This window comes from Neisseria perflava, assembly GCF_019334725.1.
Lineage (GTDB): Bacteria > Pseudomonadota > Gammaproteobacteria > Burkholderiales > Neisseriaceae > Neisseria > Neisseria subflava_A.
In genome coordinates this window covers 685,124-708,496 of record NZ_CP079818.1, presented here as the reverse complement: position 1 = coordinate 708,496, position 23,373 = coordinate 685,124, and the positions used below count along the sequence as shown (strand labels likewise).

The following is a 23,373-nucleotide window of genomic DNA, read 5'->3' as shown; positions in this document are numbered from 1 at the left end:
TTGCATGCTTTTTAACTGATATAATCACGCGCTGGATTGCTGATATCTTTATGCAACATTATTACCCCGACCGAATGTACGGGTTTAAACAGATTCATTGGAGCCCCGCTCCGTTTTGTCAACAGAGAATGTTTTATGCTCGAAAACCTGCCTTACTTCCAACGCCACCTGCCCGATGACCTTGCCAAAGTTAATGCGGTCATCAACCAAGCTGTTCAATCCGATGTCGCGCTGATTTCGCAAATCGGCACATACATCATCAGCGCGGGCGGTAAGCGACTGCGTCCGATTATTACCATTTTGGCAGGCAAAGCAGTCGGGCATGACGATGAAAAGCTGTATTCGCTGGCGGCGATGGTGGAATTCATCCACACCTCCACCCTCCTGCACGACGATGTCGTCGATGAAAGCGAATTGCGCCGCGGCCGTAAAACCGCAAACAATCTCTTCGGCAACGCGGCGGCCGTTTTGGTCGGCGACTTCCTCTATACACGCGCCTTCCAACTGATGGTTGGTTCGGGCAGCATGCGTATTTTGGAAGTGATGGCCGATGCGACCAACATCATCGCCGAAGGCGAAGTCATGCAGCTGATGAACATCGGCAATACGGATATTACCGAAGAGCAATACGTCCAAGTTATCCAATACAAAACAGCAAAATTGTTTGAAGCGGCCGCGCAAGTCGGCGCAATTTTGGGCAAAGCTTCCCCCGAACACGAGCAAGCCTTGAAAGACTACGGTATGTACGTCGGTACGGCTTTCCAAATCATTGACGATGTATTGGACTATTCAGGCGAAACCGAAGAAATCGGCAAAAACGTCGGCGACGATTTGGCAGAAGGCAAACCTACCCTGCCATTGATTTACCTGATGCGAAACGGCTCCGAGCAGGCCGCCAACGATGTGCGCCACGCTTTGGAAAATGCCGACCGCAGCTATTTTGAAAAAATCCACGACTATGTCGTCAACTCCGATGCTTTGCCGTATTCGATTTCCGAAGCGAAAAAAGCCGTCGACAAAGCCATCGCTTCATTGAACGTGTTGACTGACAGCGAAGTCAAAGAAGCCATGATCCAACTGGCAAAAGAATCTTTGGCCCGAGTATCTTAAATTCGATGAATTTCAGCTTTGTCCCTTTGTTTCTGGTTACGCTGATTTTTTTGGGCGTCGTCAGCAACAACAACTCGATTACGATTTCGGCAGCGGTATTGCTGCTCATGCAGCAGACGGCCTTGTCACAATATCTTCCCTTGGTGGAAAAACACGGTTTGCATCTGGGCATCATCCTGCTGACCATCGGCGTATTGAGCCCGTTGGTTTCCGGTAAAATCCAGATTCCGCCGGTTTCCGAGTTTATCAATTTTAAAATGATTGCCGCCGTCCTTATCGGCATTTTGGTTGCATGGCTTGCCGGACGCGGCGTTCCATTGATGAGCGAACAGCCTGTTTTAGTAACCGGATTATTAATCGGCACAGTCATCGGCGTTGCCTTTGTCGGCGGCATTCCGGTCGGCCCTTTGATTGCCGCTGGCTTATTGTCTTTTTTTGCCGGAAAGGTTTAAAATCCCCTCCTTTACCGCCTCGCCATAGTTCAACGGATAGAACGTATGCCTCCTAAGCGTAAAATACAGGTTCGATTCCTGTTGGCGAGGCCACAGTTTCAATAAAAGCCTTTCATACTTTGAAAGGCTTTTTTATTATCAATAATAAAGGCCGTCTGAAACTTTTCAGACGGCCTTCTCATTTCGCCAAACCGTTAACCCGGACGACCATCCGAACGCGGACGGATCAACCAAGGAATATATTTCCATGCGTACAACAGCAAAGAAGCAGCAAACAAAGCGGCGGAGCAACGGATACTGTGCGTGTATGCCGTACCGTTCACAAAGGTTGCCAAAACACGGACAACCGTTGCGGCTATCATCAGCCAAAAGGCGACAGGAACCACTTTAGGCGGCGGATAAATAGAGTTGCCGGTATGGCCAAGCGCGGTTCGTGCCATCATGCCCAAAGTCAGCACGCCGATACCGCCAACGCCGATAAGGTGCACGCCCAAATTCAGGAAGTTTGAAATCCAATAAGAAAGACCGACTGCAATCAAGCCCAAGCCGGTAAACAGATAGCCGGCAAACAAAATCCAAAGCATAGGCTCTTTCAGTACAGCTTTATACCACCAGCGGTACACCTGCACGGTAAAAATCACACCGGCAGCCAGAGCAAACAACGCGGCCAGTCCCGGCAAAATGTTATGCGCCATCAGCATGGCGGTCAGCATAGGCAGCCAAAGCGATGCGTGCGCCACCCATTGAGGGCTGGGAATTTGCGGCACGTTCAGGCGTTTGGACGTAAAGAACGAGATAATCCGCATACCGATCAAACCGATAAACCCGGCCACCATAATCAAACCGGATTGCAAACCGGTCATCAGCGCAATGGCATCAAACGGCTGCACTTTCAGATGGAAGGCGAAATGGGTGCCGCCCAAAACAAAAATAGCGAACACGGCAACATAGTTGCGCTTGTTTTGAGAACGGATTACCGGCAAAGCCATGCATACCGCGCCATACCAGAAAAAGATCGTACCGAATATGCCGCTTGCCGTTACCCCCCAACCGGGGATAAACATACAAATGCGGGCCAACAGCCAAAATGCGGTCAAACCGGCCAACGCCTTACCGCGTGTCGGCGGCTGGCCTGTCCAAGTCGCCACGGCCGTCAATAAAAATGCAATGACAACCAATCCGGCATAGCCCCAAATCATTTCATGGGCATGCCAATAAAAACCCGGCAACTCAGGCGTACCCTGAAAGCCGAAGCCCCAAAGCAGTATAGACAATGCGCCATACAAAGCCGCCAACGAATAAAACGGGCGGAAGGCCATTGCCCAAACCGGGTGTTTGAACAAATCGGTCATGGTGGTTCCTTCAATTTTTATATCATCATAAAACAGCAACAGAGGCCGTCTGAAACTTTTCAGACGGCCATCGATTCCTTTCCCTGTTACACATTTTCAGGCAAAGGCAAAAAAGGTTCAATCGCAGGGAAAAGCTCGCGCTCCTCAAAGCGCGCATGATCGCGCAAAGTAACAGCAAACTCCTTATTCCATGATTCATTCATATATTCAGGATGCGCCATCATCGCGCGCAATTTGGCATGATCGCCTTCAAAACGCTGACGCAACGCAGGCTCAATTTTATCCCAATACGGCGCAAACATGGTTTCCTCTTCCAAGAAATGTGGCTCAAGCTCAATAAAATGAGGCTCCAGCTCCGCCTGATGGCTTTGATCGGGCGTACGCAGGAGACGGACACACAACGACAGCGAGCCATGATGTTCGCGGGAAAGTTCTATTAAGGCAGGATGGCGTTTCAAGGGCTTCATAAGTTCGTTATAATGGTAACAGTTTGTCAAACTGGATTAATTCAAATGTTTCAGATATTATGAAACCCAATCCCACATAAAGTCAAACAGCCCCTCTCCAAGCACTACGCTTTTGACATATAATAAAAATATCTAAAGAGCCAGCCATGTATCTGACCCAACATACCGATTACGGATTGCGCGTATTGGTTTATACCGCCATCAACGACGACACCCTCGTCAATATCGGCACCATTGCCGAGACTTACAATATTTCCAAAAGCCATTTGATGAAAGTGGTTACCTCATTAGTCAAAGGCGGTTTTCTGGTCAGCGTGCGCGGCAAAGGCGGCGGTTTGCGCTTGGCAGACAATCCTGAAAACATCAATATCGGTGCAGTGGTACGCCATCTTGAGCCGATGCAGGTTGTCGAATGCATGGGCGACAACAACGAATGCCTCATCACCCCTTCCTGCCGACTGACCGGCATCATTACCGGCGCCATCAAAGCCTTCTTCAATCATTTAGATCAATACTCACTGCAAGATCTGCTGGACAAGCCGACTTACGACATACTTTATACACCGCGTATCCCAATCAATGAAATACGCGGAACGGCCGACTAAATCCTCAGGCCGTCTGAAAACAATCCAGCCATACTGAAATGGTATTACTTAAATAATAAAAAATGCCGTCTGAAATGAAGATTTTCAGACGGCATTTTTTTATAAAACACTCTACAGCTTAAATAGCTGACTTTCATTCGATAGGTTAATTTTTATGCTAAATATATCGAATATAAGACAACAGAAAAACCTAAAATAAGAATAATCATAGCAACCGTAAAATTTATTCTTAATATTTTCAAATAAAATTTATTGGAGATTTTTCGTATTCCAAACAGTATCTTGAAAAATTTTAATTGCATACTTCCATGAGTAAATAGATATTCAAAAAAACCTATATCCATCCCTTCTGATTTTAATATTTTATATAGCATTACTAGATTAATGATAACTGCAATAAAATACAAAAATGCTAAAAAAAACAGAAAATAAGGTAATAACTCCACCAAACTACTCCTTCTTTTTTAAAAAGAATTTTCCCTAAAAAACATATTTGATGACATAACCGAATTGCTATTGTCGACATTATATTCCAATCTTTCGCAAACCAATGAATACAAAAATGCCCGAAGCCAAAAGCCTCGGGCATTTTTAATATTTGGTGGGTCCGGTGGGTTTCGAACCCACGACCAAGGGATTATGAGTCCCCTGCTCTAACCCCTGAGCTACAGACCCGTCAAGAGTAGAAGCGGATTATAGCATAACTTGTTGCTTGTTCAAGATGCCGGGCAAATGTTTCAGACGGCCAGTTGGTTTTCTATTCGGGCATTATGCCGATACACCCACTGCTTCCCAAACTTTCAAAGCATCAGCCGTTGCTTTGACATCGTGAACACGGATGATTTGCGCGCCTCGGGCGACAGTGGCCAAAGCGGCTGCGACGCTGCCGTGTACGCGTTTGGCGGCATCTTGTTCGCCTGTCAGCTCGCCAATCATACTCTTGCGCGATATGCCGATCAGGAGTGGGAATCCGGTTGCGTCCATCAACTCAGGCAAATGTTGTATCAGGGTAATGTTGTGTTGTAGGTTTTTGCCGAAACCGAAGCCGGGGTCGAGCGTAATGCGCTCGGGGGCAATGCCTGCTTGAACGCATTCTGCCGCGCGTGCTTTTAAATAACGCGCGACTTCTTCGACGACATCTTGATATTGCGGATTAAGCTGCATGGTTTTAGGCAAACCCTGCATGTGCATGAGACACACGCCTGTCTTCGACTGTTGCGCCAGCAAGGCGACTGCGCCTTCATCACTCAATGCGGCAACATCGTTGATAATATCGACGCCGCCTTGTGCCAAGGCTTTTTCCATGATCGCCGTGTGGCGTGTATCCAAGCTGACGGGAACACTCCACTTTGCCACTTCCGCCAAAACCGGCTGCACCCTGGCCCATTCTTCTTCGAGAGAAACATCATCCGCACCCGGACGGGTAGATTCGCCGCCGATATCGAGAATATCCGCACCGTCTTTCAGCAGCTGCTCGGCATGTGCCAATGCTGTTGAGACATTTTGCGAATAGGTGCCGCCATCGGATAATGAATCGGGGGTCAGATTGACGATGCCCATGATTTTCGGTTTGTCCAAGGCGATTTCAAATCGGCCTGCCTGCCAAATGCGTGTGTTCATAATGCGTCCATTGATGAAATAATAGGATAGAGGCCGTCTGAAATTTTTCAGACGGTCTTTAGGTTTTGACTTCAAACAGTCAATTACATTCCGCCGTAATTCGGCCCGCTTGCGCCTTCGGGACAAATCCAAGTGATGTTTTGCGTCGGGTCTTTGATGTCGCACGTTTTGCAGTGTACGCAGTTGGCGGCGTTGATTTGCAGGCGCGGACTGCCGTTTTCTTCGACGATTTCATACACGCCTGCCGGACAATAGCGGGTTTCGGGCGAGGCGTATTCTTTGTAGTTTACGTCTATCATGACCTGCGGATTTTTCAGCACCAAATGGTCGGGCTGGTTTTCTTCGTGCGCAAGGTTGGCAAGAAAAACGCTGCTCAAACGGTCGAAGGTCAAAACGCCGTCGGGTTTCGGATAATCAATCGGCTTGCATTCGGCTGCTTTTTTGAGCTGCTCGTTGTCTTTGCCGTGATGTTTCAAAGTCCACGGGGCTTTGCCTCTGAAAATCATTTGGTCGATACCGGTATAGATTGAGCCGAGGTAAACGCCCCATTTGAATGACGGACGGACATTGCGCGCGGCGTAAAGCTCTTGATACAGCCAGCTTTGTTCAAACCGTTGCTGATAATCCGCCGCCTCTTTGCCGCTGTCGAAACCCTCCACTTCTTCGAGGTTTTCCAACAAAGGGAACACGGCTTCTGCGGCAAGCATGGCGGATTTCATGGCCGTATGGATGCCTTTGATGCGCGGCATATTCAGGAAACCTGCGGCATCGCCGACCAAAACGCCGCCTCTGAACGAGAGTTTCGGCAGGCTTTGCAAACCGCCTTCAATCAGCGAACGCGCACCATAAGCGATACGGCGACCGCCTTCGAAGGTTTTGCGGATTTCAGGATGGGTTTTGAAACGTTGGAACTCTTCAAACGGCGACAGATAAGGGTTTTGATAATCCAAGCCGACCACAAAGCCGACAGCGACTTTGTTTTCGTCAAAATGATAAATAAACGATCCGCCATAGGTTTTGCTGTCCAACGGCCAGCCTGCGCTGTGCATAACCAAACCGGGCTGATGTTTTTCAGACGGCACTTCCCAAATTTCTTTAATGCCCAAGCCGTAAGTTTGCGGCTCGCTGTTTTGGTCGAGTTGGAAACGTTCGATGACTTGTTTGGAAAGCGAGCCGCGACAGCCTTCGGCAAACAGGGTTTGCTGCGCCCAAAGCTCCATGCCTGGCTGGAATGAATCGGTCGGTTCGCCGTCTTTGCCCACACCCATATTGCCGGTCGCAATACCTTTGACCGAACCGTCTTCGTGATACAGCACTTCGGCAGCGGCAAAGCCCGGATAGATTTCCACGCCCATATTTTCCGCCTGCTCTGCCAGCCAGCGCACGACTTCGCCCAAGCTGGCAATATAGTTCGCATGGTTGTCGAAATTCGGGGTAACCGGCAAGTTGAAGGCTTTTTTCTCGGTCAGGAACAAAACCCTGTCCTTCGTCACTGTACGCGTCAGCGGCGCGCCTTTTTCTTTCCAATCGGGAATCAGCTCATTCAAAGAAATCGGATCGATGATGGCACCGGCAAGCGAGTGCGCACCGGCCTCTGAACCCTTCTCCACCACACAAACGCTGATTTCGCGTCCATTCTTTTCGGCAAGCTGCTTGAGTTTGATGGCGGCGGACAAACCCGACGGGCCTGCGCCGACAATCACAACATCGTATTGCATACTGTCACGTTCGATGGTTTCTGTCATGGCGGTTCCTGTATTGTCGTTATTAAATTTAATCCGCTAATTATACAGCCTGGACATATAGTTACCAAATACAACAAAAGGCCGTCTGAAACTTTACTCAAATTTCAGACGGCCTTTACTGTATTCAAAAGATTATTGCGCTTTGGTTTCCGTTACAAAACCGATTTTACTGATGCCGGCTTCGCGCGCCGCTTGCAGGGCTTGGTTGACGTAATCGTATTCAACTGCTTTATCCGCCGCAATCGCCACAATCACATCTTCGTTTTTCGCTTTGGCTTCTTTCAGCTTGGCGGTTACCGTTGCCAAATCCACTTTGGTATCGGAATCGCCGCCAACGATATAAGCACCACTGGCATCAATGCTCAAACGCAAAGGATCTTTAGGCTGCTTATCCTCTTTCGCCGCTTTTTCCGAAGCAGTCGGCAACTCCAAAGGAATCGAGTGGGTCAGCACCGGCATGGTAATCATAAATACAATCAGCAACACCAGCATCACGTCCACCAAAGGCGTAACGTTGATATCCGACATCGGCGCATCATCGCCGGAATTCATTGATCCGAAAGCCATGGTTTAATCCTTTTGGTTCAGCAGGCGGACATGCAGGTCATGTGCAAATGCGTCCATATCTTGCGCGATGGTTTTCGTACCGCGATTGAGGAAGTTGTACGCCAATACGGCCGGAATCGCCACAAACAGGCCGACAGCAGTCGATACCAAAGCCTCGCCAATCGGACCGGCTACCGCAGCAATGCTCATTTGACCGCTTTCGCTGATGCCGATCAGGGCATGGTAAATACCCCAAACAGTACCCAACAGACCGATAAACGGAGCGGTTGCGCCGATAGAGGCTAAAGCAGTCATACCGTAGTCAAACTGGCGCATGGTTTGAGCCAAACTGTTACGGATATGAACGACCAAGTATTCGTTCAAAGGCAATTCGTCAATCAGCGATTTGCTTGTCGTTTGACGGTAGTTTTGGTATGCGCGCAGAGACTCATCGGCAACATTGCTCATCGGTGCTTCTACCGCTTTGGCTTTTTGTACGGCGTCAGCCAGCGTAAACGCATTCAGCATCAACTCTTTTACCTGAGCATTGCCTTTTTTCGCTTTGCGGTATTTTATGCAGCGGATCACGATGACGCTCCAAGTCACCACACTCATCAACAACATCAGGACAAATACACCAATCAGTACCACATCACCTGATTTGAAAACTAAACTTAAATCCATAATTTTTCCAAGTTAAAAATAAAATTAAAATTTCTATCGGGTCATTTAAAATTATTTCCCAACAGCATATATTTTCTAATCAATCAGCTTAGGCCTAGATACTTATTCAAGCGTGAATTTGACAGGTACTTTAAATTCAGTCCAAACACTTGCATGACAGCTACCATCTTTAACGGCTTTACGCGCTGCATTATCCAGACGACTATAACCACTTGATTTATTCACACTAATTGAATCCACTTTACCGCCGGGACCAACCAAGACTTTCAAAACAACCAAGCCCTCTTCACCATTTTCAGTGGATAGTGAAGGATACGGAGGTCTTGGAATATGGCAGGTTCCTTTTGCCGGATTGCCTTTACTGCTGCCGGCACCTGTACCGCTACCACCACCTCCGCCACCGGTACCGGAACCATGTTCGCCTTTCGCACCACCGCTGCCGGATCCGCTGCCTTCGCCACGGCCGCTGCCTGTACCTTTCGTACCGCCGCCGTTGCCTTTCCCTTCTCCGCCCAAGGCTTTGCCTTCGCCGTTGCCTTTACCGTTTTCAGCAGTATTCGGCCCGGTTTTGCTGCCTGAGGATTCAGATGCTTTAGGAGATGGTTTAGGTTCTGCCTTCGGCTCTGGTTTTGGTTCAGGTTTTGGCTCGGGCTTCGGCTCAGGTTTGGGTTCCGGCTTAGGCTCGGGCTTAGGTTTCTCGATAGGTTTTGGTTTTTCCTTTTGCTGTACGATATCCGCTTTTTCTTTTTTCGTTACCACAGGTTTGATAACAGGTTTGGGCGGCTCGACAGGCTTAGGTTTGGGTTTTGGCTTCGGTTGTTCGGGGGCAGGCTCGGGGGCAGCAGGTGCGCCTTCACCCTCAGGACTACCGTCGCCACCGCCGAAATCGCCTAAATCGACAAATTCAATATTCGCTATTTCGACAGGAGGCGGTTTGTGCGCGTGCCATAAAAGTGCAACCAAACCGACGTGAATCAACGCAACGGAAGTCACGACGGCTGGAGTTAAAATTCGTTTTTTATCCATAATTCCGTTATGTTAATAGCAACAATTCCCGTTTGCAAGTCGTTTTACAGTCAAAATAAGCATTAATGCTTATAGAGAAAGTTTATAGACCTGCTGTTTTAAAGGCTGTATATCATAATATGATATTAGCTCTCATTACTAATATTATCAAACAAGCGGCCATCTGAAAAGATAAACGGTATTAAAAAAGCCATCGACTCTTACAATCTTTATGCCATCCGCACATCAGGCCAATATTTAAACCTCATCAGACCGATAAAAATTCAAATGGTTTCAAACCATCTGTATTTTTTATCCATAAAACATCAGGCCGTCTGAAAACATTCTTTCAGACGGCCTAATTCAAACAAAATCATTTTTTCCGTTTCGCCCTTGGGTGCGCCTCATCATAAACGCGCGCCAAATGGTCAAAGTCCAGCTTTGTATAAACTTGCGTAGCGGAAAGGTTGCTGTGCCCCAACAATTCCTGTACGGCACGGATATCGCCCGATGCCTGCAAAAGATGGGTTGCATAGCTGTGGCGCATCATGTGCGGCGAGATATGGCTGGCACTGCCCACGCGCACTGCCCACGCCTGCAGGCGTTTTTGGATTTGACGTTGCCCCAGCCTGCCGCCGTTCTTATTGGTGAACAAGGCCTGCTCGCCCTCTTTGGCAATACGCACTGCCAGATAATCGCGCAATGCCGCAATGCTTTTAGCCACCAAAGGCACTTGCCGCTGCTTGCCGCCTTTACCCTTCACGCTGACCCAGCCTTCATCCAAGACGATACCGTCCAGATTCAAACCTTGTATCTCACTCAGGCGCAAACCGCTGCCATACATCAATTCAAACATGGCCTTATCGCGTACGTCCAACTCATCATCAACCGGCGCATGGTCAAGAATATGGTTTAAAGGTTCTTGCGGCAGCGCTTTGGGCAGGCGTTCGGGCAGGCGCGGCGCTTTCATATTAAATGTCGGGTCGCTTTCCATGACTTCTATCTGCACCAGCCAACTGCAATACTGCCGCCACACCGATAATTTCCGCGCCAAGCTACTTTCGCTTAAGCCCTTTTGCGACAGCTTTTTCAATACCGCCACAAAATCACGGCGCGTCGGCAGGCCGTTTCCCAGGTTATCGGGCAACAGGCGCATCAACTCACTCAAATCGCGCCGATAAGCGGAAACGGTATGCTCTGACTTGCCTTGTTGCAGCAAGGTTTTCAGATAGCGTTCAAGATGAAGCGCAAAATTGTTTGATTCCGCCATTTCAGACGGCCTCCAATGCTGCTTTCAAGGCCGAAGGCAAACGGCAGACACGTTGCTTGCCATAATCGAAACACACTATGCCTGTCTGCACTTTCGCCAGCACAAGGCCGTCTGAAATCCTGCGGATACGGTACAGCAAAGAAAAGCCCACTCCGGCCACGCCCGCCACCCCCATTTCTACCGACAGCTCATCGCCATGATGACCTTGCGCCAAATACTGCACCGCCGCATCCGCCATAATCAGGCCTGCCCCTCCGGCATCCATTTCGCTCCAACCCAGCGTTGCCAGCCAACGCATCCGCACTTCATGGCACAAACGCAACACCGCATCGTTCGCCAGATGGCCGCCATAGTTCACATCGCCCACCTGCACCGTCAAGGCCGTCTGAAACAAAGGCTTATCACATTCGGCCACCGAAATCCTATCCATTTTGCACACCCGTTTTCAATACTACGCCATTATAAACCGAGACCCTGTTCGTTAATATATAAAAACAATGTAATAGCTTGTAGTCTTTCATTTCAAAAAACATTATAATTTATTGGATAAATTTACCCTTTACTACCTCAGGAGCTCCTTATGGCACTCGTATCCATGCGCCAATTATTGGACCATGCTGCCGAAAACAGCTACGGTCTGCCCGCATTCAACGTTAACAACCTCGAACAGATGCGCGCCATCATGGAGGCGGCCGACCAAGTCAACGCCCCCGTTATCGTTCAAGCATCCGCAGGCGCACGCAAATACGCAGGTGCCCCATTCCTGCGCCATCTGATTTTGGCCGCAGTCGAAGAATTCCCACACATCCCTGTCGTAATGCACCAAGACCACGGCGCATCTCCTGATGTGTGCCAACGCTCCATCCAACTGGGCTTCTCCTCCGTGATGATGGACGGCTCGCTGATGGAAGACGGCAAAACCCCTTCTTCTTACGAATACAACGTCAACGCCACCCGTACCGTGGTCAACTTCTCCCACGCTTGCGGCGTGTCCGTTGAAGGCGAAATCGGCGTATTGGGCAACCTCGAAACCGGCGAAGCCGGCGAGGAAGACGGCGTCGGCGCAGTGGGCAAACTTTCCCACGACCAAATGCTGACCAGCGTCGAAGATGCCGTACGTTTCGTTAAAGATACCGGCGTTGACGCATTGGCTATTGCCGTCGGCACCAGCCACGGCGCGTACAAATTCACCCGTCCGCCCACAGGCGACGTATTGCGTATCGACCGCATCAAAGAAATCCACCAAGCCCTGCCCAACACCCACATCGTGATGCACGGCTCCAGCTCCGTTCCGCAAGAATGGCTGAAAGTCATCAACGAATACGGCGGCAAAATCGGTGAAACCTACGGCGTACCGGTTGAAGAAATCGTCGAAGGCATCAAACACGGCGTGCGCAAAGTCAACATCGATACCGACTTGCGCCTTGCCTCTACCGGTGCCATCCGCCGCTTCATGGCAGAAAACCCATCCGAATTCGACCCGCGCAAATACTTGAGCAAAACCGTCGAAGCCATGAAACAAATCTGTCTTGACCGCTACCTCGCATTCGGTTGCGAAGGCCAAGCCGACAAAATCAAACCGATTTCTTTGGAAAAAATGGCAACCAAATACGCCAAAGGCGAATTGAACCAAATCGTTAAATAATCCGTATCTCGGATTCACACTAAGGCCGTCTGGAAACTTGAAAATAAGGTTTCAGACGGCCTTAGCTTTTGGGAAATTTATAGTAAAATCTTCCACCGACCACACATCAAAACACATCGAAAGCAAACATGAAACTCGCCGTTATTTTGCCGGCCTATTGCGCCGAAGCTTATTTGCCCGAATGCTTGGATTCGGTATTGAATCAAACATTCCGCGACTTTTTCGTCATCGCTATCAATGACGCTTCAACAGACAAAACCGGAGAAATCCTCGAAGCTTACGCAGCTAAAGATTCACGTTTGCAGGTTTTCCACCTTCCGGAAAACAGGGGTGAGCCGTTTGCCTGCCAATTTGCCATGGATATGCTCAAAGACGTAGAAGTCGAATATGTGGCACGAATGGACGCGGACGATATTTGCGCCTTGGATCGTTTTGAAAAACAAATTCAATTCTTAGACAGCCATCCCGAAATCGATATTGTCGGCAGCCAAGCCACCATCTTTTTTGATGACCAAACCGGAAGAGAACCCGTTTTAAGCGACCTCCCCCTGCTCGACAAAGACATTAAAGCCTTTCTCTCCTTTGCCGCCCAAAACATGTTCAACCCCACCACCATGTGGCGGCACGATAGCATTAAAAACCTTGGGATAAACTACACCGCGACAGAAACCGCTCCCGATTTCCATATGTGGGTACAATGCGCCCTACATGGCAAAACCTTTGCCAACCTGCCCGAATCTTTGTTGTCTTACAGGATGCACACAGCTCAAGAAAGCAAAAAAAGAGACAAAATCAACAGATCCGTCCAATACACCATGGAACTGTGGTTCAGTCACCTTTTCCCTGATTTGAACCCAGTAGAAGTAACCCTCTTAAGCCGAATCTTGCATGAAAAGCAACTGCGTTTAACCACAGAAGAGCTGAAAACCATTTTTGCCGCTTATGACAGAATCAGCAAAGACCGCAGCATTTCATTGTTTGGCGAAGACCGTAATACGTTGTTCGGTATGATAGACAAGTTCTTCAATTTCTTAAAAAGCCGGTTGAAATTCACTTAAATTATAAAAGGCCGTCTGAAACCTCGGTTTCAGACGGCCTTTATCTATTTCAATATCAATCTAAATCAGAACAAGCCGTGAATCACGCCTTCTGCGTCCACATCGATTTTCTCGGCAGCCGGAACTTTCGGCAGACCCGGCATTTTCATCATATTGCCGCACAATGCAACGATGAAGCCCGCACCGGAAGAAACGGTAATGCCGCGCACGGTAATGCGGAAGCCTTCAGGGCAGCCCAAGAGTTTGGCGTTGTCGCTCAAAGAATATTGGGTTTTCGCCATGCAGACCGGCATTTTGTCCAAGCCCAGTTTTTCCAGTGAAGCGATTTCGGCAGACGCTTCCGCGCTGAAATCAACATCTTCCGCGCCGTACACTTTTTGAGCAATCGCACGGATTTTGTCTTTAATGCTCAACTCAACATCGTAGGCAAACTTGAAGTTATTCGGTTGGTTTTCGATGGCGTTGACGACTTTGTGCGCCAAGTCTGCACCACCCGCGCCGCCTTTGCCCCATACTTCAGTCAGGGAAACTTCAACGCCGTGTTCCGCACAGGCTTTTTCAATCATGGCCAACTCGGCATCTGAGTCGGATACGAAGCGGTTGATGGCAACCACCACAGGCAGGCCGAATACGTTTTTCAGGTTGGAAATGTGTTTCAGCAGATTAGGCAGACCTTTTGCCAACGCTTCGAGGTTTTCTTCGCCGAGGTTGGCACGCTCCACGCCGCCGTTGTATTTCAAAGCGCGGACAGTGGCCACGACAACAGCCGCATCAGGTTTCAAATCAGCAAGGCGGCATTTGATGTCGCAGAATTTTTCCGCGCCCAAATCCGCACCGAAGCCTGCTTCGGTTACCGCATAATCGGCAAGGTGTTTCGCCAAACGGGTGGCCGTTACAGAGTTACAGCCGTGGGCGATGTTGGCGAACGGGCCGCCATGTACAAAGGCCGGAGTGCCTTCGATGGTTTGCACTAAGTTAGGCTTAATCGCATCTTTGAGCAATGCCGCCATCGCGCCATTCGCTTTCAAATCTTTGGCGTAAACAGGACTACCGTCTTTGGCATAGGCGACAAGGATGTTGCCCAAACGCTCTTTCAAATCGCTGATGTCTTTGGCAAGGCAGAATACCGCCATCACTTCGGAAGCAACGGTAATGTCAAAACCGTCAGGACGCATCACGCCGTCAACAGGTTTACCCATGCCGTCGATGATGTTACGCAACTGGCGGTCGTTCATATCGACCACGCGACGCCACAGCACACGTTTCGGATCGATGTTCAACTCGTTGCCTTGGTAGATATGGTTATCAAGCATGGCAGCGAGCAAGTTATTCGCCGCACCAATGGCGTGGAAGTCGCCGGTGAAGTGCAGGTTGATGTCTTCCATCGGCAAAACTTGGGCATAGCCGCCACCTGCAGCACCGCCTTTAACACCAAACACCGGACCCAAAGAAGGCTCGCGCAGGGCGATCACCGAATCTTTGCCGATATGGCGCAATGCATCTGCCAAACCGATGGTTACAGTGGTTTTACCCTCACCCGCAGGAGTAGGATTAATGGCGGTAACCAAAATCAGACGGCCTTGTTTTTGCGGCAGCTTGAATGCCTCGGCAGGATTGATTTTGGCTTTGTAATGACCATAGGGCTCGATGTTGTCAACGTTCAAACCCAGCTTGGCGGCAATTTCACCAATCGGGCGCATGGTGGAAGACTGGGCAATTTCAGCATCGGTTTTGAAGCTCATGATTTTCCTTTATTGAGAGAGGGAAAGGCCATCTGAAACAATACAATAAAGACGGCTGGAAGAAAAAGAATATTCGTTCTATTATAGCGTTTTCCAAAGACAAACCGCAGTGAAAATTTCGATATTTCATTAACAAGCGGATTCATATTGTCAACAATTTAAAACAAAGGAATAAAACATGAGCAGCAACGCATGGCTGTTTTGGGCATTGGCATCGGCAGGCTTCGCCTCATTGACCGCTATCTTCGCCAAAATGGGTTTACAGGGTATAGATTCAGATTTCGCCACCTTCATCCGCACCTTAGTCATCCTTGCCGCTTTGTTATTGTTTTTAACCTACACCGGCAAATGGCAGGGTGTGAACGGCTTTACCGGCCGCAACTGGACATTCCTCATCCTATCCGGCCTTGCTACCGGCGCATCTTGGCTCGCCTATTTTAAAGCCCTGCAACTGGGTAACGCCTCGCAAGTCGCCCCCGTCGACAAATTCAGCCTGGTCTTGGTCGCCCTGATGGCCGTCGTTTTCTTAGACGAACGCCCAAGCACGCAGGAATGGATAGGCCTAGGCTTGGTAACCGCGGGTGTGTTGACGCTGGCATTGAAGCGGTAATATATTGGTATTTAATAAGAAAACGAAAACAACTACCCAAACGCATACAGATGATCCGATACAACGGCAACATTAGCCTAACAAAAACTAAGCAGGTTCCTAACTTTCCAGCATCTCGGAGAGAATTAATATGAAAAAAATTATACTATTAGTCTTGATGTGTATTCCTTATTTCACCCATGCTGCACTACCTGATAGAAGCAATGCCAAACATAACGGACTCAATATTCAAGAACTATTTGATAAACTTGATATTCAATTTAAAAAATCTACATATCTAAACAACATTAGAGTAGATACATATACTTACAAAATAAATGCGTTTTTTGACAGGGACAACAAGAGTTATCGACTTCTCCACTACCATTTACGAAATTGGTGTGAGCAAAACCACGGAGTTTGGTCATCTGACCTCCCAAATATAGAAACCTACCCAAACTCTGAAGCAGTGGTTTTCCCATCTTTAACTTTTACAGGATATAACTCTTTCGTAAATGTTTCTTGCTCAGGCATAGATAATACCTCTATAACTATTTCTTTTAACACTCAAGAAATCCATATGACCGAACAAGGAAATAATTTGCTAGAAGCCAGAAAGAATCTAAAGTTACAAGAAGAAAAAGAACAGCAGCGTATTTATCAAGCAAGGGAAGAGTGCATCAGAGAACCCCAGCTAAAAATTGAAAAACTTCAAGAGCGGTTAATATCCTCATGGAGGAAAAACCTTAAGATTGGTGATACTATCAACGGTATCAACTTAATCATCAATACAAAAGGTAAGGATTTAGTTGAGATACAAAATCGCTCTAGTGGTAAAAATTACTGGTTTAAACGAACTGAGATACATCCATCAAGACAAATACAAAATGAAATAGACAAACTAACCCTACCTTTCAAAAACGCAATTGCTGATTGCAAGAAAAATCTCTACTAACCCTATTCTTCTATAATTCTTTTAGAGGCACATAATGAGAACCATTAAATTTGTTTCCCTATCTATTTTTAGCATTATGCTTAGTGCTTGCTCGGCTACGGATCCTGGATTATTTAAAACAAACCAACCTTTAACGCTTGAACACAGTGAACTTCACGATAATCTGCATTTACCATTTGGCGAATTTAGCAATAAATGGCTGCCGATTGGTGCTGTAAACCAAACCGCACAGCAAATCTCGAAAGCTTTATCATACCTATCCACAAGCAGAGAAACCCTGGGAGTAAAAAATGGAGAGCGGCTAGAGAACTATGCCGCAACAGATAGTTATGGAAATGACCGACATATCATTCAAAAAGCAAAAGACACCTTTCAGGCATGGTGTACACATCATTCGGGTGAAATTGGCACACCTAACACCTACCAAGAAAATTATATAAACCAGGTAATGGTAAGTAAAAATACCCCATCATCAGGAATGTATTACGAACTTAGCGATGCCTATAGTTGCACCAAAAATGGAAAAGTTGTTGCCACACTAGCTTATTCTGAAGGTGAAGTACAAGGTCTTTCCAGTAATTATACTTTCCCTAGTGTCTTGATTTTTGTAAAAGACTGGAATAAATAACCCGCCAACAACAAAAAAGGCTGTCTGAAAAATTTCAGACGGCCTTTGCTTTGCTTCAAACAATCAGCTCACAATTAATTTGAACCGACTTTGATTTTTTGCCACAAGTTGACGGACAGTTTTTTCGCATCCGCGCTCATTTGAGGCATGACGAAACCGTCTTTCATGTCTTGCTCGTTCGGGAAAATAGAACGTGTGTTCACCAGCTCGGCAGGCATTTTTTCGCGTGCAGGTTTGCTGGCCGGTGCGAAGGTTACGGCGATACCGTTTTTCGCAGCCACTTCGGGATCCAGCGTGTAGTTGATGTATTTGTGGGCATTAACGATGTTTTTCGCATCGGCCGGAATCAGCCAAGATTCAATCCAGAAGCCCATGCCTTTCGGCGTCAACACTTCAATGCCGACGTTGTTTTTCACTTCTTCGGAACGCGCTTTGGCCAAGTTCAAGTCGCCGCCGTTACCTGCCGCCAAGCAGATGTCGCCGCGCGCCAATTCGTCAATGATGGAAGGGCTGAAACGTTTCACGTCAGGACGGATGGTTTTCAAAACTTCCGCCGCCGCTTTCAAATCTTCAGGATTCGAGCCTTTAGGATCTTTACCCAAGTAGTTCAACAAGATTGGGAACATTTCACTCGGGGTATCCCACAAAGCGATGCCGCAAGATTTCAGCTTGTTGGTGTATTCGGGTTTGAACAGCAAGTCCCAGCCGTTTTCAGGCAGTTGACCGCCCAAAAGTTCCTTGCCTTTCGCGGTAATCGCAATCGTATTCACACCTGAGAAGTATGGAACGGCGTATTGATTGCCAGGGTCGGCGGTTTCCAACATCTTCAGCAATTCAGGGTCGATGTTTTTATAGTTCGGAATCAGATCCTTATTGATTTTCTGGTATGCACCTGCCTCAATTTGGCGCGGCAGGAAGGCAATACCGGGCACAACCAAGTCATAGCCGGATTTGCCGGTCAGCATTTTGGCTTCCAGCGTTTCATTGTTTTCATACAAATCGTAAGTCAGCTTCAAATTGTTGGCTTTTTTGAAGTCTTCGACTGTACTTTCGTCAACGTAGTTTGACCAGTTGTAGATATTCAAAGTATCGGTAGCGGCTGCCTCGGCATTGGCAGCAGGCGCGCTGCCTGCTTGAGGTTGCTCGGCTTTTTTCTCGCCACCGCCGCACGCGGCCAAAGACAATGCGGCCAATACGGCTAATACAGATTTTTTCATACGGGCAGATTCCTGATGAAAGAGTGGTTAATGTCAATAAATAAGAAACCCTGCACCCCATAAACACCCCGGCGCAGAGTTAGGCTATTGTAATGGAAACGTAAGCAAACGCAAAGCAATATCCATCTGATTTTTATTGAAATAAGGCAAAGCAACACCATCTTTTTACCAAAAGCGTTGCACCGGCTGTCGTTTTTGGGCAAAATACGGCTGATTTGCGCGCGTTTATAGAGAAAAAGCTTGCATACAAGGAAATCTGTCTTTAAAATTGCGCGTTTACAGAATTTATTTTTCAGGAGATATTCAATATGGCAAACAGCGCACAAGCCCGCAAACGTGCCCGCCAGTCGGTTAAACAACGCGCCCACAACGCCAGCCTGCGTACTGCATTCCGTACCGCTGTAAAAAAAGTGTTGAAAGCAGTTGAAGCCGGCGACAAAGCTGCTGCTCAAGCAGTTTACCAAGAATCCGTTAAAGTCATCGACCGCATCGCTGACAAAGGCGTATTCCACAAAAACAAAGCAGCCCGTCATAAAAGCCGTCTGTCTGCTAAAGTAAAAGCTTTGGCTTAATACTGACGCAGATGCCGGAAATCCTGACAACCCAAGCAGGATAATCGAGCTGATACGATGCCCCTGAGGTCTTGCCTTTCAGGGGCATTGCCGTATTCACAGCCCAAACCGACCAAATAAAACCATTTACCCTTCATCAGGCCGTCTGAAAAACAACGGAAACTCTCATGAACAAGATGTTGAAACATTCCCTAAGTATCGGATTCATTGCCGCCGCCCCACTGGCTGCCGCTGAAACCGCCGCCCTACACTGCACCACCATTCAAGACAACGCCACCCGTTTGGCGTGTTACGACAACATCTACTCGGCGCAACTCCCCCCTCAATCCCCACTGCCGCAAGCGCAAACCGAAACTGCCAAAACACCGGTTGACCTCGAACAAAGCGTCCGCAAGAGCATTGAGAAAAAAGAAGCGGCCATCGTATTCGACAACCCTACCCATCCGAATATTTCAGACGACGTATTAAGCGAAACTGCCGACAGCTACACGCCTTTAAGCCTGATGTACGATTTGGATAAAAACGACACACGCGGCCTGTTGAGCGTACGCGAGCATAATCCTATGTACCTCATGCCCGTTTGGTACAACAGCAGCCCCAACTACCACCCGGAATCCCCCAGTCGCGGCGTAACCACGCAGGAAAAATTCAGCGAGCAGAAACGCCTCGAAACCAAAATGCAGGTTTCCTTCAAAAGCAAGATTGCCGAGGATTTATTCAAAACCCGTGCCGACGTATGGTTTGGTTATACTCAAAAATCCGACTGGCAAATCTTCAACCAAGGCCGCAAATCCGCTCCGTTCCGCAATACCGACTACGAGCCCGAAATCTTCATTACCCAACCCGTTAAAGCAGACCTGCCTTTCGGTGGCAAACTGCGTATGGTTGGCGCAGGTTTTGTTCACCAATCCAACGGTCAAAGCCGCCCGGAATCGCGCTCATGGAACCGCGTTTACGCCATGGCCGGCATGGAATGGGGCAAGCTGACCGTTATTCCTAGAGTTTGGATGCGCGCCTTTGACCAAAAAGGAGATGACGACGACAATCCGGACATCAACAAATACATGGGCTACGGCGACTTGAAAGTCCAATACCGCTTCAATGACAAACAAAATGTTTATTCCGTCCTGCGTTACAACCCCAAAAGCGGACGCGGTGCCGTTGAAGCTGCTTATACCTTCCCAATTAAAGGCAAACTCAAAGGCGTTGTCCGCGGTTTCCACGGCTACGGCGAAAGCCTGATTGATTACAACCACAAACAAAACGGCATCGGCTTCGGCCTGATGTTCAACGACTGGGACGGAATCTAATTCCCCCCATATTGTTCAGACGGCCTGTGCAATCAAGGTGGCCGTCTGAAACAATAAAACAAAACAAGCCATTCGTTTAAAATACTCGTTTCCTAGCGCCCAAACGCGTATAATGCAAAGTTTGGGCAAAACTTGCCGGAATGAAACAAAGATGACAGAAGCAGCAGCCGAAAGCGGAAAAATCGCCAAGGCTTTAAAGAAATACCTGATTACAGGCGTACTGGTTTGGTTGCCGATTGCCGTAACCATCTGGGCGATGACCTACATCATATCCGCCGCCGACAGACTGATCAGCCTATTGCCGGAAAGCTGGCAGCCCCAGCATTTCTGGGGATTCAACATACCCGGTTTGGGCATTGTTGCCGCCACCATCGTCTTGTTCGTTACCGGCGTATTTGCCGCCAACGTTTTAGGCAGACGGATTCTCGGCGCATGGGACAGCCTTTTAGGACGCATTCCCGTCGTCAAATCCATCTACTCCAGCGTTAAAAAAGTTTCCGAATCCCTGCTCTCCGACAGCAGCCGCTCGTTCAAAACCCCCGTACTGGTTCCCTTTCCACAACCGGGCATTTGGACGATAGCCTTTGTTTCCGGCCATATTCCCGCCAAACTCAAAGGCAGCCTGCCGCAAGATGACGACTATATTTCTGTTTACGTCCCAACCACGCCCAACCCAACCGGCGGCTATTACATCATGGTAAAAAAAAGCGACGTTCGCGAGCTGGACATGAGTGTGGATCAGGCATTGAAATATGTAATTTCGCTGGGCATGGTCATGCCGGACGACTTGCCGGTTAAAGCCCTACCTGCCCAAAAACCGTCTAAAGACGGTGATACCGAACACAACAATTAAGGTCTTCTTTTTTTCAGACGGCCTTTCCTTCTTTTTCAAATTGAACAATATAAAAAGGTGATTTTATGCGTACCAACTATTGCGGCCTTATCAGCGAGCAATACTTAGACCAAACCGTTACCGTCAAAGGCTGGGTACACCGCCGACGCGACCACGGCGGTGTGATTTTTATTGACCTGCGCGACCGTGAAGGCATCGTTCAAGTCGTTATCGACCCTGACACTCCGGAAGCATTTGCCGCTGCCGACTCTTCCCGCAACGAATACGTTTTGAGCATTACCGGCCGCGTACGCAATCGTCCTGAAGGTACAACCAACGACAAAATGATTTCCGGCAAAATCGAAATCCTTGCCAAAGAAATCGAAGTCTTGAACGCTGCCGCTACGCCTCCGTTCCAAATCGACGATGAAAACATCAGCGAAAACGTTCGCCTGACCAACCGCGTTATCGACTTACGCCGTCCTACCATGCAACGCAACCTGCGCCTGCGTTACCAAGTCGCTATGGGCGTTCGCCGCTACTTGGACGCACAAGGCTTCATCGACATTGAAACACCGATGCTGACCCGCTCCACTCCGGAAGGCGCGCGCGACTACCTTGTACCAAGCCGCGTTCATCCGGGCGAATTCTTCGCGCTGCCGCAATCTCCACAATTGTTCAAACAATTGCTGATGGTGGCCGGTTTCGACCGTTACTACCAAATCACCAAATGTTTCCGCGACGAAGATTTGCGTGCCGACCGTCAACCTGAATTTACTCAAATCGACTTGGAAACCTCGTTCTTGAACGAGGATGAAATCATGGACATCACCGAAGGCATGGCTAAACAAGTCTTCAAAGACGCATTGGGCGTGGATTTGGGCGATTTCCCACGCATGCCTTACTCTGAAGCCATGTTCTACTACGGCTCTGACAAACCGGATATGCGCATCAACTTGAAATTTACCGAGTTGACCGACCTGATGAAAACGGAAGAATTCAAAGTCTTCCGTGGCGCAGCCGACATGAAAGGCGGCCGCGTGGTTGCCCTGCGCGTGCCGAACGGCGCGAAATTCAGCCGCAAAGAAATCGACGAATACACCAAATTTGTCGGCATCTACGGCGCGAAAGGTCTGGCCTACATCAAAGTGAACGATGTGAGCAACCTCTCCAACGGCGAAGACAGCGGCCTGCAATCTCCAATCGTCAAATTCCTGTCTGAAAACGCCCTGAAAGAAATCATCGCGCGTACCGGCGCGCAAAACGGCGACATCATCTTCTTCGGCGCAGACAAAGCCAAAGTCGTGAACGAAGCCATCGGTGCGCTGCGTATCAAAGTCGGCTTGGAACACGGCAAAGACAACGGCTACTTCGTAGACGAATGGAAACCTTTGTGGGTTGTCGACTTCCCAATGTTCGAATACGACGAAGAAGCCGACCGCTACGTTGCCGTACACCATCCGTTTACCGCGCCCAAAGAAGGTCATGAAGACCTGATGGTTTCCGACCCTGCAAACTGCCTGGCCCGTGCCTACGACATGGTATTGAACGGCTGGGAAATCGGCGGCGGCTCTATCCGTATCCACCGCGCAGACGTACAAGAGAAAGTGTTTGCCGCGCTGAAAATCAGCCCTGAAGAGCAACAAGAGAAATTCGGCTTCCTCTTGGATAACTTGAAATTCGGTGCGCCTCCTCACGGCGGCCTTGCATTCGGCCTCGACCGTCTGGTAACGCTGATGACCGGTGCCGAGTCCATCCGCGACGTGATTGCCTTCCCGAAAACACAACGTGCACAATGTCTGCTGACCAATGCACCTAATGTGGTCGATGACAAACAGCTGCGTGAATTGAGCCTGCGTCTGCGTCAGAAAGCAGTTGAAACAAAAGAAGCATAATTTATCGGCTTAACCTTTAAAATATCAAGGCCGTCTGAAAAATTTGAAATTTCTTTCAAATTTTTCAGACGGCC

23 protein-coding genes and 2 tRNA genes are annotated in these 23,373 nt (G+C 48.5%); 13 read left to right on the top strand and 12 right to left on the bottom strand.

The genetic code is table 11. From position 1 onward, the window contains the following. The first annotated feature begins 135 nt into the window (after positions 1 to 135). The 3 genes from ispB (at position 136) to LPB400_RS03530 (ending at position 1,655) form a co-directional block, all read left to right on the top strand. Positions 136 to 1,110, top strand: a complete 975-nt coding sequence (ispB, locus tag LPB400_RS03540) for an octaprenyl diphosphate synthase (RefSeq protein WP_219089408.1) — start codon at positions 136 to 138, stop codon at positions 1,108 to 1,110. 5 nt (positions 1,111 to 1,115) lie between these two features. Beyond that, complete coding sequence (locus LPB400_RS03535) at positions 1,116 to 1,562, top strand: DUF441 domain-containing protein (protein WP_004518807.1); 447 nt, start codon at positions 1,116 to 1,118, stop codon at positions 1,560 to 1,562. Positions 1,563 to 1,580: 18 nt separating this feature from the next. Then, positions 1,581 to 1,655 (top strand) — tRNA-Arg (locus tag LPB400_RS03530). A gap of 101 nt (positions 1,656 to 1,756) precedes the next feature. Here LPB400_RS03530 and LPB400_RS03525 read toward each other — a convergent pair. Next, a complete protein-coding gene (locus tag LPB400_RS03525; RefSeq protein ID WP_107831969.1) occupies positions 1,757 to 2,914 on the bottom strand; it encodes an NnrS family protein in 1,158 nt (385 codons plus the stop codon). Positions 2,915 to 3,000: 86 nt separating this feature from the next. Next, a complete protein-coding gene (locus tag LPB400_RS03520) occupies positions 3,001 to 3,381 on the bottom strand; it encodes a hypothetical protein (protein ID WP_070823763.1) in 381 nt (126 codons plus the stop codon). A gap of 146 nt (positions 3,382 to 3,527) precedes the next feature. Here LPB400_RS03520 and LPB400_RS03515 point away from each other — a divergent pair, with 146 nt between their 5' ends. Beyond that, positions 3,528 to 3,986, top strand: a complete 459-nt coding sequence (locus LPB400_RS03515) for an RrF2 family transcriptional regulator (protein ID WP_004518811.1) — start codon at positions 3,528 to 3,530, stop codon at positions 3,984 to 3,986. A 599-nt stretch (positions 3,987 to 4,585) separates the two neighbouring features. On the opposite strand, the gene LPB400_RS03510 is transcribed toward LPB400_RS03515, so the two are convergent. The 8 genes from LPB400_RS03510 to LPB400_RS03475 all read right to left on the bottom strand — a co-directional run bounded on the left by LPB400_RS03510 (position 4,586) and on the right by LPB400_RS03475 (position 11,286). Further along, a tRNA-Ile gene (locus LPB400_RS03510) sits at positions 4,586 to 4,661 on the bottom strand. Positions 4,662 to 4,754: 93 nt separating this feature from the next. Beyond that, complete coding sequence (gene folP, locus LPB400_RS03505; RefSeq protein WP_219089406.1) at positions 4,755 to 5,606, bottom strand: dihydropteroate synthase; 852 nt, start codon at positions 5,604 to 5,606, stop codon at positions 4,755 to 4,757. 83 nt (positions 5,607 to 5,689) lie between these two features. Beyond that, entirely contained in the window at positions 5,690 to 7,351 is a 1,662-nt protein-coding gene (locus tag LPB400_RS03500; RefSeq protein ID WP_049328856.1) for an electron transfer flavoprotein-ubiquinone oxidoreductase, read from the bottom strand. Between the two features lie 132 nt (positions 7,352 to 7,483). Then, positions 7,484 to 7,918, bottom strand: a complete 435-nt coding sequence (locus tag LPB400_RS03495; RefSeq protein ID WP_049328855.1) for an ExbD/TolR family protein — start codon at positions 7,916 to 7,918, stop codon at positions 7,484 to 7,486. Between the two features lie 3 nt (positions 7,919 to 7,921). Continuing rightward, on the bottom strand, positions 7,922 to 8,581 hold the full coding sequence (locus tag LPB400_RS03490; protein WP_049328854.1) for a MotA/TolQ/ExbB proton channel family protein: 660 nt from the start codon (positions 8,579 to 8,581) through the stop codon (positions 7,922 to 7,924). A gap of 102 nt (positions 8,582 to 8,683) precedes the next feature. After that, complete coding sequence (locus tag LPB400_RS03485; RefSeq protein WP_049328853.1) at positions 8,684 to 9,607, bottom strand: energy transducer TonB; 924 nt, start codon at positions 9,605 to 9,607, stop codon at positions 8,684 to 8,686. A gap of 352 nt (positions 9,608 to 9,959) precedes the next feature. Then, positions 9,960 to 10,856 carry a tyrosine recombinase XerC gene (locus tag LPB400_RS03480; protein WP_070645850.1) on the bottom strand — a complete coding sequence of 299 codons (897 nt, stop codon included), beginning with the start codon at positions 10,854 to 10,856 and terminating at the stop codon, positions 9,960 to 9,962. Between the two features lies 1 nt (position 10,857). Next, complete coding sequence (locus tag LPB400_RS03475) at positions 10,858 to 11,286, bottom strand: acyl-CoA thioesterase (RefSeq protein WP_219089405.1); 429 nt, start codon at positions 11,284 to 11,286, stop codon at positions 10,858 to 10,860. Between the two features lie 150 nt (positions 11,287 to 11,436). Here LPB400_RS03475 and fba point away from each other — a divergent pair, with 150 nt between their 5' ends. Further along, positions 11,437 to 12,501, top strand: a complete 1,065-nt coding sequence (gene fba, locus LPB400_RS03470) for a class II fructose-bisphosphate aldolase (RefSeq protein ID WP_070712156.1) — start codon at positions 11,437 to 11,439, stop codon at positions 12,499 to 12,501. Positions 12,502 to 12,629: 128 nt separating this feature from the next. Beyond that, on the top strand, positions 12,630 to 13,559 hold the full coding sequence (locus LPB400_RS03465) for a glycosyltransferase family 2 protein (RefSeq protein WP_219089404.1): 930 nt from the start codon (positions 12,630 to 12,632) through the stop codon (positions 13,557 to 13,559). Positions 13,560 to 13,624: 65 nt separating this feature from the next. On the opposite strand, the gene LPB400_RS03460 is transcribed toward LPB400_RS03465, so the two are convergent. Continuing rightward, positions 13,625 to 15,301: a formate--tetrahydrofolate ligase gene (locus tag LPB400_RS03460; protein ID WP_070829886.1), complete on the bottom strand. Its 1,677-nt coding sequence runs from the start codon at positions 15,299 to 15,301 to the stop codon at positions 13,625 to 13,627. 178 nt (positions 15,302 to 15,479) lie between these two features. Here LPB400_RS03460 and LPB400_RS03455 point away from each other — a divergent pair, with 178 nt between their 5' ends. The 3 genes from LPB400_RS03455 (at position 15,480) to LPB400_RS03445 (ending at position 17,473) form a co-directional block, all read left to right on the top strand. Further along, complete coding sequence (locus tag LPB400_RS03455) at positions 15,480 to 15,911, top strand: EamA family transporter (RefSeq protein WP_107792106.1); 432 nt, start codon at positions 15,480 to 15,482, stop codon at positions 15,909 to 15,911. A 130-nt stretch (positions 15,912 to 16,041) separates the two neighbouring features. Continuing rightward, positions 16,042 to 16,845 (top strand): hypothetical protein, encoded by an 804-nt coding sequence (locus LPB400_RS03450; RefSeq protein WP_107792107.1) that lies wholly within the window; start codon positions 16,042 to 16,044, stop codon positions 16,843 to 16,845. Between the two features lie 34 nt (positions 16,846 to 16,879). Then, complete coding sequence (locus tag LPB400_RS03445) at positions 16,880 to 17,473, top strand: hypothetical protein (RefSeq protein WP_107792108.1); 594 nt, start codon at positions 16,880 to 16,882, stop codon at positions 17,471 to 17,473. A gap of 74 nt (positions 17,474 to 17,547) precedes the next feature. Here LPB400_RS03445 and LPB400_RS03440 read toward each other — a convergent pair whose 3' ends face one another. Then, positions 17,548 to 18,690 carry an extracellular solute-binding protein gene (locus LPB400_RS03440; RefSeq protein WP_219089403.1) on the bottom strand — a complete coding sequence of 381 codons (1,143 nt, stop codon included), beginning with the start codon at positions 18,688 to 18,690 and terminating at the stop codon, positions 17,548 to 17,550. Positions 18,691 to 18,998: 308 nt separating this feature from the next. Between LPB400_RS03440 and rpsT the strand changes: the two genes are divergently transcribed. From rpsT to aspS, 4 genes are all read left to right on the top strand, one after another. Further along, entirely contained in the window at positions 18,999 to 19,262 is a 264-nt protein-coding gene (gene rpsT / locus LPB400_RS03435) for a 30S ribosomal protein S20 (protein WP_002212556.1), read from the top strand. A gap of 167 nt (positions 19,263 to 19,429) precedes the next feature. Beyond that, complete coding sequence (locus tag LPB400_RS03430) at positions 19,430 to 20,572, top strand: phospholipase A (RefSeq protein WP_188208701.1); 1,143 nt, start codon at positions 19,430 to 19,432, stop codon at positions 20,570 to 20,572. A 151-nt stretch (positions 20,573 to 20,723) separates the two neighbouring features. Further along, a complete protein-coding gene (locus tag LPB400_RS03425) occupies positions 20,724 to 21,425 on the top strand; it encodes a DUF502 domain-containing protein (RefSeq protein WP_219089402.1) in 702 nt (233 codons plus the stop codon). A 65-nt stretch (positions 21,426 to 21,490) separates the two neighbouring features. Next, on the top strand, positions 21,491 to 23,299 hold the full coding sequence (gene aspS, locus LPB400_RS03420; RefSeq protein WP_070850753.1) for an aspartate--tRNA ligase: 1,809 nt from the start codon (positions 21,491 to 21,493) through the stop codon (positions 23,297 to 23,299). Positions 23,300 to 23,373 lie beyond the last annotated feature (74 nt).